Below are 15,646 nucleotides of genomic sequence, written 5' to 3' on the forward strand. Positions count from 1 at the left end.
CAGCCGCGGAATGCAAACGGAGCCTCACCGGCGCTTGCCGCGTGCGGTGGTGCGGGTGAGCCTGATCCGGCCATGGGTTCGCGGCAAAAACTGCGCACCGCGCGCGCTCAGAAATTCCAGCATCGCGCGGGCCGGCGGCAGCAGGACCTTGTCCTTGCGGGAAAGCGCGAACCATTGCCGGACGATGGGAAGGCCGTCGACGTCGAGCGTCACCAGCCGCCGTTCGTCGAGTTCGGTGGCCACCGTATGCGCCGAGATGAACGCTATTCCAAGACCTGCGATCACGGCCTGCTTGATGGTCTCGTTGCTGCTCATCACGAGGCCGATCTTTGGACGGATGCCGGATGTTTCGAACAATTGCTCCATCAGGCCGCGTGTTCCCGATCCGGGCTCGCGGGTCAGGAAGGTTTCGCCGGCGAGCTCGCTCGGCGCGATGCGGGGCTTTCGCGCCAGGCGATGCGCCGTCGGCGCGATGATGACATGGGGGTGATCGCCGATCAGGTGAACGTCCATGTCGATGTCGGCCGGGGGGCGGCCCATGATGACGAAGTCGAGATCATAGCCGTGTAGCGCGGTGCCGATCTCCTGCCGGTTTCCGATCGACAGCGTGACGTCGATGTTGGGATGCAGCTTCGAAAAGCCTGAGATCATGAACGGTACAAAATATTTCGCCGTGCTGACGGCGCCGATCGAAATGCGGCCCGCGGTTTTTCCCGCCATCATCTCCAGCGTGGTTTCGCAATCGGCGATCGCTGCCTCGATCCGCTCGGAAAGCGCGAGCACTTCGCGCCCGGCATCGCTCAACAGCATGCCGTCGGGAGTGCGCTGGATCAGCGGCAGTCCCGCGAGCGCCTGCAGATTGCGAATCTGCAGAGTGACGGCCGGCTGTGTGAGATGAAGCTGTTTGGCTGCCGCGGTCACCGAGCGATCCCTGTGGACAGCGGCCAGCGCGCGGAGCTGGCGAATGGTCAATTCCCGCAGAAACCGGCTGGCCATCGGCGTCACCTCTATAAGAAAAACTTTGCTTTCGCCAAAGATAAGAAAATTTCACTAATTTTGCAAACTGGGGTGTTGTTACCAGGCGCGCTGCCGACCGGCATGGCGCTTCGCAAATGGCCCCGCAGAGGGCGGTGACAGGGGAACGGCCATGGACGAGCGCGTAACCTTGCGTTCGCATCTCGACCGAGCGGTGCAGGACGCGCCGAACGCGCCTGCGGTCGCCGCCGTGATCGAGGCGGTCGCCGCCGCTTCCATCCGTCTTGCCGTCCTCATCGCCGACGGGCCGCTGGCCGGCATCACCGGGCGGCACAGCGGGATAAATCCTGACGGCGATCTGCAGAAAGATATCGACGTCGCCGCCGACGAGATGATGCGCCGGGCACTGCGCATAGCGCCGGTCGCCGCCATTCTGTCCGAGGAATCGGAACTGCCAGAAATGCTCGATGCCGGGGCGCCGCTTTGCGTCGCGATCGACCCGCTCGATGGATCGGCCAATCTTGAAAACAATATCTCGATCGGAACGATTTTCTCGATCCGTCCGCGCGGCAACGACGTGCTCTCCACCTTCTTCGAGCCCGGCACGGCGCAGTGCGCCGCGGGGTTCGTGGTGTACGGCCCTCAAACCATACTGGTTCTGGCGATCAACGGCAGCGTCGATATCTTCATTCTCGACCGGCTGGCCCGCGAGTTCCTGCTGATCGCGCAGGGCGTGAAGATTGCGCCCAATACGCCCGAATTCGCAATCAACGCGTCGAACCACCGCCACTGGCACGGACCGGTCCGCGCCTATATCGACGAATGCCTTGCCGGCAGCAACGGGGCCGGCGGCGCGGACTTTAACATGCGCTGGATCGGCTCGCTGGTGGCCGAGTCGCTACGCATCCTGGTACGCGGCGGCGTGTTCCTTTATCCGGCGGACGCGCGTCCCGGCTATCGCGAGGGGCGATTGCGGCTGCTGTACGAAGCGCATCCGATGGCGCTGGTGATGGAATGGGCGGGAGGGGCTGCGACCACCGGCCGCCGGCGCATTCTCGAGCTGGCGGCGAAAACGCCGCACCAGCGGGTACCGCTGATCATGGGATCGGTGCGCGGCGTTCGCGACGTCGCCGTCATTCACGAGGGCATTGAACCGATGTTCGACCATAGCGACGCGCCGCTGTTCGCGCGGCGCGGCCTGTTTCTCTGAAGCCGGATCCATCAGATGTCGCGCAGCTATCCCATCATATCGATCACGGGTTCATCGGGCGCCGGCACGACGTCGGTGAAGAAGACGTTTGAGAACATTTTTCGTCGCGAAAAGGTCGCGGCCGCCTACATCGAAGGTGACGCCTTCCATCGCTACAACCGCTTTGAGATGCGCACCAAGATGGCGGAGCAGGCCGAGTGCGGCAACAAGCACTTCAGCCATTTCAGCCCGGAAACCAATCTGTTCGAGGAGCTGGAGAAAGTCTTCCGCGACTACGGCGAGTCGGGCACCGGCATGACGCGGCATTACGTCCACGATGACGAGGAAGCCAAGCTGTATGGTGCGGAGCCCGGCACCTTCACCGAATGGGGCACGCTGCCGGAAAAGTCGGATCTGTTGTTTTACGAAGGGCTGCATGGCGCCGTGGTGACCGACAAGGTCAATATCGCGCAGCATGCCGATCTCAAGATCGGTGTCGTGCCCGTCATCAATCTGGAGTGGATCCAGAAGCTGCACCGCGACCGCAGCGACCGCGGCTACACCCAGGAGGCGGTGACCGACACCATCCTGCGGCGGATGCCGGACTACGTGAACTACATCTGTCCGCAATTCGCCGAGACCGACATCAACTTCCAGCGCGTGCCGACGGTCGATACTTCGAACCCGTTCATCGCGCGCTGGATACCGACGCCGGACGAATCGATGGTGGTAATCCGGCTGAAAAATCCGCGCGGGATCGATTTTCCCTATCTGCTGTCGATGATCCCGAACAGCTTCATGTCGCGCGCCAACTCGATCGTGATTCACGGGTCGAAGCTCGATCTGGCGATGCAACTCATTCTCACCCCGCTGATCCTGCAACTGATGGAACGAAAGAGGCGCACGGTATGACTGCTCCAGCTCTCGCCAGCATAGAAAGCCGTCCCGATGCCACGCACGCGGAAATGGCCAACGCGATCCGCTTTCTAGCGATCGACGCCGTCGAAAAGGCCAAGTCGGGTCATCCGGGCATGCCGATGGGCATGGCCGACGTCGCCACCGTGTTGTTTTCGCGCTTCCTCAAATTCGATCCCGCCGATCCGGCGTGGCCAGACCGCGACCGATTTGTGCTGTCGGCCGGTCACGGCTCGATGCTGTTGTATGCGCTGCTGCACCTGACGGGTCACGAGGGCGTGACATCGGACCAATTGCGGGCCTTTCGGCAGTGGGGATCGAAGACCCCGGGCCATCCGGAATACGGGCACACGCCGGGCGTCGAAACCACCACGGGGCCGTTGGGGCAGGGCATCGCCACCGCGGTCGGGATGGCGCTGGCCGAGCGCTTGATGAATGCACGCTTCGGTGACGATTTCGTCGATCACTATACCTACGTGATCGCCGGTGACGGCTGTCTGATGGAGGGCCTCAGCCACGAGGCGATCTCGCTCGCCGGGCATCTCGGGCTCGGCCGGCTGATCGTATTGTTCGACGACAATGAAATCTCGATCGACGGCGCGACCGCGCTGTCCTGTTCGGACGACCAGCTTGCACGGTTCAAGGCCTCGGGCTGGTTGGCCAGCCGCGTCGACGGCCACGATCCGGAGGCGATCGCAGCGGCAATAGAACGCGCCCGCAACAGCGATCGCCCGTCGCTGATCGCCTGCCGCACGGTGATCGGCTTCGGTGCGCCGAACCGCCAGGGCACCGAAAAAGCCCATGGCGCGCCGCTCGGCACCGAGGAGATCGCCAGGACCCGCGCCGCGCTGGACTGGCCGCACGGGCCATTCGAGATTCCGGAATCTGTGCTTGGGCAATGGCGCGGGATCGGCGCGCGCGGCCATGCCGCTCGGCGGAGCTGGATCGAGCGGACCAGGCGTCTCAACGTTAGCCCACGCTCGCCGTTTCATGATGCGCTCAATCGAAATCTGCCGTGCGGCTATACCCGGGCGATTGCGCAGATTCGCGATTGCTTCGCGACAGAGCGGCCAAATATTGCAAGCCGGCAAGCGTCGCAGCTTGTGATTGACGCCATCGCCGAAGCCCTGCCGAATTTTCTCGGCGGCTCCGCCGATCTGACCCACTCCAATTTGACGCGGGCCAAGACCCAGCAGCCGGTGCGGCCCGGTCAGTTTGAGGGGAGCTACATTCACTATGGCGTTCGTGAGCACGCCATGGCGGCGGCGATGAACGGCATCGCGCTGCATGGCGGATTCATCCCCTATGGCGGCACGTTTCTCACCTTCGCCGACTACAGCCGTCCCGCGATCAGGCTGGCGGCGCTGATGGGAATACGCGTCATCCATGTGATGACGCACGATTCGATCGGATTGGGCGAAGACGGTCCGACCCATCAGCCGGTCGAGCATCTGGCATCGTTGCGGGCCATTCCCAATCTGCTGGTGTTTCGGCCCGCCGACGCCGTCGAAACCGCAGAGGCCTGGGATTGCGCGTTGCGGTCACAGACGAGCCCGTCGGTGCTGTGCCTGTCGCGGCAGGGGTTGCCGACGTTTAGGGAAGCCGGCGGCGACGCCAACCGGGTCGCGCTCGGCGCCTATGTGGTCGTCGAACCCGAAGGCGGCCGCGATGTCACCCTGATCGCAACGGGCTCGGAAGTGTCGATCGCGCTGCACGCGGCGGAACTGCTGAAGAGCGTCAGCATCCGCGCCGCCGTCATTTCTGCGCCCTGCTTCGATCTGTTTCGCGAACAACCGCGCGAATACCGCGCGGAAGTCCTCGGAGACGTGCCGAGGATCGGTATCGAAGCCGCAGTAGAGGGCGACTGGGCACGCTGGCTCGGCGATAGCGGCGAGTTTGTCGGCATGACCGGTTTCGGTGCATCCGCGCCGGCGGAGGTGCTCTATCGCGAATTCGGCATTACCGCGGATGCGGTCGCAAAAGCGGCGCTGCGCTGCATCGCGCGATCAAAGATGGCGGCGGCTTGATCATACACCGGCAGGAAATTGAAAGGGGTTTCCATGGCGCGAATTACGTTGAGACAGCTACTGGATCACGCCGCCGAGCATGGCTACGGCGTGCCGGCCTTCAACATCAACAATATGGAGCAGGGGCTTGCGATCATGGATGCGGCGGCCGCCGTCGATGCACCCGTCATCATCCAGGCCTCGCGCGGCGCGCGTTCCTATGCCAACGACATCATGCTGTCGGGGATGATCGACGCGCTGGAAGAGATGTATCCGCAGATCCCGCTCTGCCTGCATCAGGATCACGGCAACGAGGAGTCGACGTGCGCCACCGCGATCAAGCATGGCTTCACCTCCGTCATGATGGACGGTTCGCTGAAGGCGGATGCCAAGACCGCAGCGGATTATGACTACAATGTCGACATCACCCGGCGTGTCGTCGAAATGGCGCACTGGATCGGCGCCTCGGTGGAAGGTGAACTCGGCGTATTGGGTTCGCTCGAACACGGCGGCGGCGAGCAGGAAGACGGCCACGGCGTCGAAGGCAAGGTCAGCCACGATCAATTGCTGACGGACCCGGACCAGGCGGTCGATTTCGTTCGCGCCACCAAGGTCGATGCACTGGCGATTGCGATGGGAACTTCCCACGGCGCCTACAAGTTCTCGCGCAAACCGGACGGCGACATCCTTGCCATGAGGGTGGTCGAGGAAATCCATCGCCGGCTGCCCAATACGCATCTGGTGATGCACGGCTCGTCCTCGGTGCCGCAACCGCTGCAGGACATCTTCAACCAGTTCGGCGGCGAGATGCCGCAGACCTGGGGCGTGCCGGTCGAGGAAATCGCCCGCGGCATCCGGCATGGCGTGCGCAAGGTCAATATCGACACCGACTGCCGGCTGGCGATGACCGCGGCGTTCCGCAAGGTCGCAACGCAAAGCAAAAGCGAGTTCGATCCGCGCAAATTCCTCAAACCGGCGATGGATGCGATGCGCGACCTCTGCCGCGAGCGTTTTGAACAATTCGGTACCGCCGGCCACGCCGTCAGGATCAAGGTGATCCCGCTGTCGGAGATGGCCAGGCGCTATCGCAGCGGATCGCTCGACCCACGTATCGGCGGCATGGTCGAGGCGGCCGAGTGACCAATGCATTTTGAATCGTCTTCGCTGCCAGAACTTGAAGGAGAACAGCCATGAATGACCTATCGATGACCGTCCGCGGCAAGGATCGCTACAAATCCGGCGTGATGGAATACAAGAAGATGGGTTACTGGGAGCCCGACTACGAGCCCAAGGACACCGACATCATCGCGTTGTTCCGGGTGACGCCGCAGGACGGCGTCGATCCGATCGAGGCGTCGGCGGCGGTGGCCGGTGAATCCTCGACCGCGACGTGGACGGTGGTCTGGACCGACCGGCTGACGGCGGCGGAGAAATACCGCGCGAAATGCTACCGCGTCGATCCCGTGCCGAATTCGCCGGGGCAGTATTTTGCCTATATCGCCTACGATCTCGATCTGTTCGAGAACGGATCGATTGCCAACCTCTCGGCCTCCATCATCGGCAATGTGTTCGGCTTCAAGCCTTTGAAGGCATTGCGGCTCGAAGACATGCGGCTGCCGGTCGCTTATGTGAAGACGTTCCAGGGCCCGGCTACCGGCATCGTGGTCGAACGCGAACGCATGGACAAGTTCGGCCGTCCGCTGCTTGGCGCCACCGTAAAGCCGAAGCTCGGCCTGTCCGGGCGCAATTACGGCCGCGTGGTCTATGAGGCGCTGAAAGGCGGGCTCGATTTCACCAAGGACGACGAGAACATCAACTCGCAACCGTTCATGCACTGGCGCGAGCGGTTCCTCTACTGCATGGAGGCGGTCAACAAGGCGCAGGCTGCGTCCGGCGAGATCAAGGGCACCTATCTCAACGTCACCGCAGGCACGATGGAGGACATGTACGAGCGCGCCGAATTCGCCAAGCAACTCGGCTCGGTCATCATCATGATCGATCTCGTGATCGGCTACACCGCAATCCAGTCGATGGCGAAATGGGCGCGGCGCAACGACATGATCCTGCATCTGCACCGGGCAGGGCACTCCACCTATACGCGGCAGCGCAACCACGGCGTCTCGTTCCGCGTCATCGCAAAATGGATGCGGCTTGCCGGCGTCGATCACATCCATGCCGGCACGGTGGTCGGCAAGCTCGAAGGCGATCCCGCCACCACGCGCGGCTATTACGACATCTGCCGCGAGGACTTCAATCCGGCAAAACTCGAACACGGTGTGTTCTTCGACCAAAACTGGGCGAGCCTCAACAAGATGATGCCGGTGGCGTCGGGCGGCATTCACGCCGGCCAGATGCATCAGCTGCTCGATCATTTGGGAGAAGACGTGGTGCTGCAATTCGGCGGCGGCACCATCGGCCACCCGATGGGCATCCAGGCGGGCGCCACCGCCAACCGCGTCGCACTGGAAGCGATGATCCTCGCGCGCAACGAAGGCCGCGACTATCTGCACGAAGGGCCGGAAATTCTCGCCAAGGCGGCGGCAACCTGTACGCCGCTCAAGGCCGCGCTCGAGGTCTGGAAGGACGTCACCTTCAATTACGAGTCGACCGACATGCCCGACTACGCCCCCACCGCCAGCGTCTCGATGTAAGGAGCAATATCATGCGAATAACGCAAGGCGCTTTCTCGTTCCTGCCCGATCTCACCGACGAGCAGATTTCCCGACAGGTGCAGTATTGCCTCGGCAAGGGCTGGGCGGTGAACATCGAGTTCACCGACGATCCGCACCCCCGCAATAATTTCTGGGAGATGTGGGGACTGCCGATGTTCGATCTCCGCGACGCCGCCGGCGTGATGATGGAGCTCAATGAATGCCGCAAGGTTTATGGCGACCGCTACATCCGAATGTCGGCGTTCGATTCCAGCCATGGCTGGGAGTCGCTGCGGTTGTCGTTCATCGTCAACCGGCCGAAGGACGAGCCCGGCTTCCGGCTGGAGCGGCACGAGGTCGATGGCCGCAACATCCGCTACACCACGACATCCTACGCGGTCGATCGTCCCGAGGGTCAGCGCTACCGCTAGGTTCCTCCATCCGGCCAGCGGTGACGATTGCCCCCTCATCGTTCCCTGCCGGATGCACTGCTCCGTCGCTGTGAAAGCGGCGGCGGAGTTTTTATTTCCGGGAAAAGGGGCGCGCCGGCGCGCCGAAGGTTAGCAAATGGATTTGGACGTCGCAGCGATGACAGGCAAGGTCAACCTCCGTGAGGAGCTCGAGGCCGTCGGCATCGAGGAGATTCTCACGCAGCTCGACCGCGAACTGATCGGGCTGAAGCCGGTCAAGACCCGGATTCGCGAAATCGCCTCGCTGCTGCTGATCGAACGCATCCGCAAGCGGATGGGACTGACGTCGGAAGTTCCGACGCTGCATATGTCGTTCACCGGAAATCCCGGGACCGGCAAGACCACCGTGGCGCTGCGGATCGCCAGCATCCTGCACAGGCTCGGTTTCGTGCGCCGCGGCCAGGTGGTGTCGGTCACGCGCGACGAACTGGTCGGGCAATATATCGGCCACACCGCACCCAAGACCAAGGAGATATTGAAGAAGGCGATGGGCGGCGTGCTGTTCATCGATGAGGCCTATTACCTGCACCGGCCGGACAACGAGCGCGACTACGGCCAGGAAGCGATCGAGATCCTGCTGCAGGTGATGGAATCGCAGCGCGAGGACCTGGTGGTGATCCTGGCCGGCTATGGCGACCGCATGGACAAGTTCTTCGGCAGCAATCCCGGTTTTCGCTCGCGCATCGCCCACCACATCGACTTTCCCGATTATGCCGACGACGAATTGCTCGCGATCGCCGAGCTGATGCTTGCAGATATGAATTACAGGTTCAGTCCTGCGGCGAGGGAAGCGTTCGTGCGTTACATCACGCTGCGCAAGGCCCAACCGTTGTTTTCCAATGCGCGATCGATCCGCAACGCGCTCGACCGCATGCGGCTGCGCCAGGCCAGCCGGCTCGTCGCCGATCTCGACCGCGTCCTGAGCGCCGAGGACATCATGTCGCTGGAGGCCTCGGATGTCCTTGCCTCCAGGGTTTTCGCAAACGGCAGCAGCCCCGCGAGTTATGGTTAGCAAAGCATTGAAATCGTGCCGCGGCATGGACCCGGCTTTCCAGCCTTGCCGCCAATCGCGTCCAATCCGCCCTTATTCGGAATTGTACCGAAGAGCCGCAGCTTAACCTTTACGCGTCTTTAATGGCGCCGACGTAGGGTTCGTGCACGTGGACCGGTTCGGGCCGCGCCCCGTTCAGAACGGCCGGGTGTTGCGTACGCGTTGGAGTCTCCCATGGATATCATGACGGGCGTTGGGCTCGTGGCTGGCATTATTGTCATTTCCACGATGATGCTCCTGGGTGGCGACATCCACATGTTCATCTCCGAACATGCGATCATCATCATTTTCGGCGGATCGATCGCCGCCACCATGATCCGTTTTCCGCTGGGCGTGATGCTGCACGGGCTGCCGCTCGGCGCGAAGTTCGCCTTCACGATGAGCCGGTTGTCCGCGCGCGATCTGGTCGACGAGCTCGCCCGCATCGCCGAAATCGCCCGCAAGCAGGGACCGGTCGGGCTGGAAAAGGTCGAAACCGATGAACCGTTCCTGGCCAAGGGCATCCGCTACGTCGCCGACGGCTACGATCTCGAATTCATTCGCGACAATATGGAGCGCGACCGCGACAACTTCCTGATGCACCTCGACGAAGGCAGCAAGATCTACCGCGCCATCGGCGACTGCGCACCGGCGTTCGGCATGATCGGAACCCTGATCGGCATGGTGCAGATGTTCGCCAACATGACCGACCCCTCCAAGCTCGGCCCGTTCATGGCGACCGCGCTGCTGGCGACGCTGTATGGCGCGCTGGTCGCGAACCTGTTCTGCCTTCCGATTGCCGACAAGCTGCACGGCAAGCTTCTGGATGAGGAAACCAATCGCACGCTTATCATCGACGGCATTCTGATGATCCGCGACTCCAAGAGCCCGGCGCTGGTTCGGGAAATGCTGCTGGCCTACTTGCCGGAGAAGCATCGCCACGAAGAGGGCGAACCGGTTCCCGCCTGACCTCGCGGGTGACAGCGGTTCGGAGCTAAGCAATGGCCAAGAAGAAGCGCGGCGATGCACATGGCGGAGGGCACGGCTGGTTCGTGACCTTCGCCGACCTCATGGGCCTGATGATGAGCTTCTTCGTGATGCTCGTCGCTTTTTCCACCATGGACAACGCGAAGCTCAAGATCGTCGCAGGTTCCATGCGCGACGCGTTCGGCGTGCAGACCCAGGTACGCTATTCCGGCATCGTCGAATCCGATGGCTTGCCGACGCGACCGAAGCTGAAAAACACCGATCATATCACGCCGGAAGAATCATCGGCGACGCCGACCCCCGAGGACAAGGAGCACAGCCAGACCGACGGCACCCGTAACATAGTCGACCGTGAATTCGCGCTCGCGTCGGCCTCGTTGCGGCAGGCGTTGCAGGACATGCCGGAACTGACGGAGGTGTCCAAGCACATCATGTTCGAAGAGACGAGCCAGGGTCTCAACCTCGAAATCGTCGACCAGGACGGCCGGTCGATGTTCGCCGATGGCTCAAAGGAGCCGTACGAGCGTACGCGCCGGCTGATCCAGAAACTTGCGGCCCCGCTCAAGGCGACACCGCTCAGGGTTTCCATCATCGGCCACACCGCGGCCGGCTTCGTGCCGGCGCGAAGCGACTACGGCGCGTTCGATCTTTCGGCAGACCGCGCCAACGCGGTGCGCCAGATCCTCGAGCGCGAAGGGCTGCCGCCGTCCCACATCTTCGCGGTCTCCGGCAAGGCCGACAGCCAGCCGCTGTTTCCCGACGATCCGACGCTGCCGGCAAACCGTCGCGTGACCATCACGTTGATGCGCGAAAATCCACCGCTTCCGCCGGGCCTGAAGCCCTAGCGCGACTACTATATTACCATCTCGGAATTCTGGTGGGGGCCTGCTTTGCAGGCGGTCCCGCACCGCCGGCGGTGCTATGGTTGCCCGATTGACAGGCAACGCGGAAGCGTCGATAGCCGCCCGGATCAAATCAACCGTGAGAGCGTTTTTCCTCCGTCATGGCTGTCAGCGTCACATCTACCGAGGCCCATGAGGCGCCGGCCACCTCAGGCTTTTGGGCGCTGACGCTGGGGAGCATCGGCGTGGTTTTCGGCGATATCGGAACCTCGCCGCTGTATGCATTCCGTGAGGCCGTGGCCGGCGCGGCCCAGGGCCAGCCGGTCACGCGCGTCATCGTGCTCGGCGTGCTCAGCCTGATCCTGTGGTCGCTCTTCATCGTCGTCACCGCAAAATATGTGCTGCTGCTGCTGCGCGCCGACAATAACGGCGAGGGCGGCACGCTCTCGCTGATGGCGTTGGGTCAGCGGGCGCTTGGCCGAAGAAGCTGGCCGCTGCTGGCGCTCGGCGTCATCGGCGCCTCGATGTTCATCGGCGACTCCATGATCACGCCGGCGATTTCGGTGTTGTCGGCGGTCGAAGGCCTCAAGCTCGCGGCACCTGCGCTCGAACATTATGTGGTGCCGCTGACGATCTTCATCCTGGTCGTGCTGTTCTCGGTGCAGCGCAGCGGCACCGCCCGCGTCGCCTCGGCGTTCGGTCCGGTGATGGTGGTGTGGTTTGCTGCGCTGGCGGCGATGGGTTTCGTGCACATCAGCGACGATCCGTCGGTGCTGGCGGCGATCAATCCCTGGTATGGGGTCCAGTTCCTGCTTTCCCACGGCACTATCGGATTGGTGACGCTGGGTGCGGTATTTCTCGCCGTGACCGGCGGCGAAGCGCTCTATGCGGATCTCGGCCACTTCGGACGCAAGCCGATTCAGGCCGGCTGGCTGTATTTCGTGCTGCCGGCGCTGCTGATCAATTATTTCGGGCAGGGCGCGCTGGTGCTGTCCGATCCGGCGGCGATTGAAAATTCGTTCTACCGCATGGTGCCGGAAATCCTGCTGTTGCCGCTGGTGGCGCTGGCGACCGCAGCGACCGTCATCGCCAGCCAGGCGGTGATCACCGGCGCCTATTCGCTGACCCGGCAGGCGGTGCAGCTCGGCCTGTTGCCGCGCTTCGAGGTTCGCTACACGTCGGAGACCCATGCCGGACAAATTTATCTGCCGCGGGTCAACCGGCTGCTTCTGATCGGCGTGCTGCTGCTGGTGCTGTTGTTCCGCACGTCGAGCGGACTGGCTTCGGCCTACGGCATCGCCGTTTCCACGACCATGGTCGCCGACGGGATCATGGGATTTGTCGTGATCTGGAAATTGTGGAATTGGCGGGTCGCGATCGCGGCTGCGGTCATCCTGCCGTTCGTCGTTGTCGACATGACCTTCTTCAGCGCAAACCTGCTGAAGCTGCTCGAAGGCGCCTGGGTGCCGCTGCTGTTCGGCGTGACGATGGCGGTGATGATCTGGACCTGGCGCCGAGGTGCTGCGATCCTGATCGCAAAAACTCGCCGCATCGAGGTGCCGCTGGCCGACCTGATCAAGAGCCTCGAAAAGCGCCCGCCGCATATCGTCAAGGGCACCGCGGTGTTCCTGACCAGCGATCCGAATTTCGTGCCGACGGCGCTGCTGCATAACCTCAAGCACAACAAGGTGCTTCACGAGCACAATGTGATCCTGACCATCGAAACCGCGCAGACGCCGCGCGTCGAGCCGTCCGAGCGCGTGCGCATGGAAAAGGTCAGCGACAAGTTTTCCACCGTGCGGTTGCGGTTCGGTTTCATGGAATCGCCGAACGTGCCCAAGGCCCTGGTGATCGCGCGCAAGCTCGGCTGGCAATTCGATATCATGGCGACGTCGTTCTTCGTCTCGCGGCGCTCGCTGAAGCCGTCGGCGCAGTCGGGAATGCCGCAATGGCAGGATCACCTGTTTATTGCGATGAGCCGCTCCGCCAACGACGCCACCGACTACTTCCAAATCCCCACGGGGCGGGTCGTCGAGGTCGGAACGCAGGTAACTATTTGATATTTAATACGGATTCGGCCCTCTTGACCCGCTGACCTATGCGTCTTACGCATATCGGAGGCCTAAATTCAGCCTAACCTATGCATTCGCGCCGGGGGTATAGGCGTCCATCCTGCATTGTGCAGTGAACAATAGAGGCCCTTCCCATGTTGTCCGAGAGTACGATCACCGCGGCGGAAACGCCCGCGGCCAACGGACATGGGGAAGCGCATTCGACGGCCGGCTTTAAGGCCCTGATGCTCGGCAGCATCGGTGTCGTCTATGGCGACATCGGCACCAGCCCGCTCTACGCGCTGCGCGAAGCCATTGTCGCCGCAAGCGCGACCGAAGGCGGCGTCACCACGCTGGCGGTGCTCGGCGTTCTCTCGCTGATCCTGTGGGCGCTGATCGTCGTCGTCACGCTGAAATATGTGGTGATCCTGCTGCGCGCCGATAACCATGGCGAGGGCGGCACGCTGGCTTTGATGGCGCTGGCGCAGCGGGCGGTCAGCAAGGGCGCCGGCGCCATCGTTCTGCTCGGGATCATCAGCGGCGCGCTGTTTTACGGCGACGCCGTGATTACGCCGGCGCTGTCGGTGCTGTCGGCGATCGAAGGCATCAAGCTCGTCACCGCCGCCTTCGATCCGTATGTCGTGCCGCTGACCGTGCTCATTCTGCTGGTGCTGTTTGCGGTTCAATCGCGCGGCACCGCGCGGGTCGCGGCCTTTTTCGGGCCGGTGATGTGCATCTGGTTCGCGGTCATCGCGGTCGCGGCCTTGCACCCGATCGTCCAGCATCCGGAAGTCTTGCTTGCGCTCAATCCGCTCTACGCGGTTTCATTCATGATCCATCACGGCGTCATCGGTTTCGTGACGCTGGGCGCGGTATTCCTCGCCGTCACCGGCGCCGAGGCGCTCTACGCCGACCTCGGCCATTTCGGCAAAAAGCCGATCCAGACCGCCTGGCTGTTCATCGTGCTGCCGTCGCTGGCGCTGAACTATATGGGGCAGGGCGCGCTGATCATCGGCGATCCCAAGGGGATAGAGAATCCGTTCTTCCTGATGTTCCCGGATTGGGCGCTGATCCCGATGGTGGCGCTGGCAACGGCGGCGACCGTGATTGCAAGCCAGGCCGTGATCACCGGCGCCTATTCGCTGACGCGCCAGGCCATCCAGCTCGGATTGTTGCCGCGCTTCGAAATCCGCCATACCTCGGAAGCGCATTCCGGCCAGATCTACATCCCGCGCATCAATTTGCTGCTGCTGATCGCGGTGATGCTGCTGGTGCTGCTGTTCCGCTCCTCGAGCGCGCTGGCCTCGGCCTATGGCATCTCCGTCACCGGCACCATGGTGGTGACGGCGATGATGGGCTTTGTCGTGATCTGGCGGGTCTGGAGATGGTCGCCGTTCGCGGCCGCCGCGCTGATCGCGCCGTTTTTGTTTCTCGATCTCACCTTCCTCGCGGCCAACCTGTTGAAGGTGCTCGAGGGCGGCTGGGTGCCGCTGGCGCTGGGCGGCATGGTGATGCTCCTGATGTACACTTGGCGGCGCGGCAGCCGGCTCTTGTTCGAGAAATCGCGCAAGCTGGAATTCCCGCTGGCCGACCTGGTGGCGATGCTGGAAAAACGGCCGCCGCAGCGGGTTTCCGGCACCGCCGTGTTCCTGACCAGCGATCCCCAGAGCGCGCCGACCGCGCTGATGCACAGCCTGAAGCACTACAAGGTGCTGCATGAGAAGAACGTCATTCTCACCATCGAGACCGCGCCGACGCCGCGGATCGATCCGGCCGAGCGGGTGCGGATGGAACAGCTCAGCGCGACCTTCTCCCGGGTCACGCTGCGGTTTGGCTTCATGGAATCGCCCAACGTGCCGAAGACGCTGGCGATCGCCCGCAAGCTCGGCTGGCAGTTCGACATCATGTCGACGTCGTTCTTCCTGTCCCGGCGGTCGCTCAAGCCGGCCGCGCATTCGGGAATGCCGCGCTGGCAGGACCTGCTTTTCATCCGGCTGAGCCGCTCCGCCAACGACGCCACCGACTATTTCCAGATTCCGACCGGGCGGGTGGTCGAGGTCGGCACGCAAGTCACAATCTAGCTTCAGCGGTCGCTTTAAGCCGTTTACAGCGCTTGATTTTCCCCGCGCGAGAGGCGACTTTGCGCCCGCAATGACGGGGCGGGTTAGCTAATCGATTATCGGGAGGATATGCGTGGCGGATCATCAGGTGCACGACTTGACGCCGGAAGAGGTGTCGAAGGGGATGGCGGACGGACGCTATCTGCTCGTCGACGTCCGCGAGCCCAATGAGGTTGCCGTCGAGGCCTATCCCGGCGGCGTCGTGGTTCCGCTTTCGACATTCGACCCGACGGCCATTCCCGACCCCAAGGGCAAGCAGGTCGTCTTCGCCTGCCGTTCCGGCAAGCGGTCGGTGACGGCCTCGCTGGCCGCGCAGGCTGCGGGCCTGCCCTACGACAAGCACCTCGCCGGAGGCATATTGGGCTGGAAGGCTGCGGGAATGCCGACCAGGGCCGGCGGCTGACCCTTGC

13 protein-coding genes are annotated in these 15,646 nt (G+C 63.0%); 12 read left to right on the top strand and 1 reads right to left on the bottom strand.

Features of this window, described 5'->3' with window-relative positions:
* Positions 1 to 24 precede the first annotated feature (24 nt).
* Complete coding sequence (locus tag NL528_RS18975; protein WP_309184206.1) at positions 25 to 996, bottom strand: LysR family transcriptional regulator; 972 nt, start codon at positions 994 to 996, stop codon at positions 25 to 27.
* A gap of 151 nt (positions 997 to 1,147) precedes the next feature.
* On the opposite strand from NL528_RS18975, the gene NL528_RS18980 reads away from it, so the two are divergent.
* The 12 genes from NL528_RS18980 to NL528_RS19035 all read left to right on the top strand — a co-directional run bounded on the left by NL528_RS18980 (position 1,148) and on the right by NL528_RS19035 (position 15,639).
* Positions 1,148 to 2,185 carry a class 1 fructose-bisphosphatase gene (locus tag NL528_RS18980; RefSeq protein ID WP_309184207.1) on the top strand — a complete coding sequence of 346 codons (1,038 nt, stop codon included), beginning with the start codon at positions 1,148 to 1,150 and terminating at the stop codon, positions 2,183 to 2,185.
* A gap of 15 nt (positions 2,186 to 2,200) precedes the next feature.
* Entirely contained in the window at positions 2,201 to 3,076 is an 876-nt protein-coding gene (locus NL528_RS18985; RefSeq protein ID WP_309184208.1) for a phosphoribulokinase, read from the top strand.
* Positions 3,073 to 5,106, top strand: coding sequence for a transketolase (gene tkt, locus NL528_RS18990; RefSeq protein WP_309184209.1), 2,034 nt, complete (start codon positions 3,073 to 3,075; stop codon positions 5,104 to 5,106). The genes NL528_RS18985 and tkt overlap by 4 nt, the downstream gene beginning before the upstream one ends.
* Before the next feature lie 33 nt (positions 5,107 to 5,139).
* Complete coding sequence (fba, locus tag NL528_RS18995) at positions 5,140 to 6,225, top strand: class II fructose-bisphosphate aldolase (protein WP_309184210.1); 1,086 nt, start codon at positions 5,140 to 5,142, stop codon at positions 6,223 to 6,225.
* Positions 6,226 to 6,275: 50 nt separating this feature from the next.
* Positions 6,276 to 7,736 (top strand): form I ribulose bisphosphate carboxylase large subunit, encoded by a 1,461-nt coding sequence (locus NL528_RS19000; protein ID WP_309184211.1) that lies wholly within the window; start codon positions 6,276 to 6,278, stop codon positions 7,734 to 7,736.
* Between the two features lie 11 nt (positions 7,737 to 7,747).
* Positions 7,748 to 8,167 (top strand): ribulose bisphosphate carboxylase small subunit, encoded by a 420-nt coding sequence (locus tag NL528_RS19005; protein ID WP_074281132.1) that lies wholly within the window; start codon positions 7,748 to 7,750, stop codon positions 8,165 to 8,167.
* A 157-nt stretch (positions 8,168 to 8,324) separates the two neighbouring features.
* On the top strand, positions 8,325 to 9,218 hold the full coding sequence (gene cbbX, locus NL528_RS19010) for a CbbX protein (protein ID WP_375144063.1): 894 nt from the start codon (positions 8,325 to 8,327) through the stop codon (positions 9,216 to 9,218).
* Between the two features lie 213 nt (positions 9,219 to 9,431).
* Entirely contained in the window at positions 9,432 to 10,205 is a 774-nt protein-coding gene (locus tag NL528_RS19015; protein ID WP_074281133.1) for a motility protein A, read from the top strand.
* Positions 10,206 to 10,237: 32 nt separating this feature from the next.
* Positions 10,238 to 11,068, top strand: a complete 831-nt coding sequence (locus tag NL528_RS19020) for a flagellar motor protein MotB (protein ID WP_309184213.1) — start codon at positions 10,238 to 10,240, stop codon at positions 11,066 to 11,068.
* Between the two features lie 158 nt (positions 11,069 to 11,226).
* The gene (locus NL528_RS19025) at positions 11,227 to 13,125 is read left to right on the top strand and encodes a potassium transporter Kup (RefSeq protein ID WP_309184214.1); all 1,899 of its coding nucleotides are present in this window, start codon (positions 11,227 to 11,229) and stop codon (positions 13,123 to 13,125) included.
* A gap of 146 nt (positions 13,126 to 13,271) precedes the next feature.
* Complete coding sequence (locus tag NL528_RS19030; RefSeq protein WP_309184215.1) at positions 13,272 to 15,197, top strand: potassium transporter Kup; 1,926 nt, start codon at positions 13,272 to 13,274, stop codon at positions 15,195 to 15,197.
* A 163-nt stretch (positions 15,198 to 15,360) separates the two neighbouring features.
* Positions 15,361 to 15,639 (top strand): rhodanese-like domain-containing protein, encoded by a 279-nt coding sequence (locus NL528_RS19035; protein WP_309184973.1) that lies wholly within the window; start codon positions 15,361 to 15,363, stop codon positions 15,637 to 15,639.
* Positions 15,640 to 15,646: the final 7 nt, after the last annotated feature.

It is taken from the genome of Bradyrhizobium sp. Ash2021, from assembly GCF_031202265.1.
In the GTDB taxonomy this organism is placed as follows: domain Bacteria; phylum Pseudomonadota; class Alphaproteobacteria; order Rhizobiales; family Xanthobacteraceae; genus Bradyrhizobium.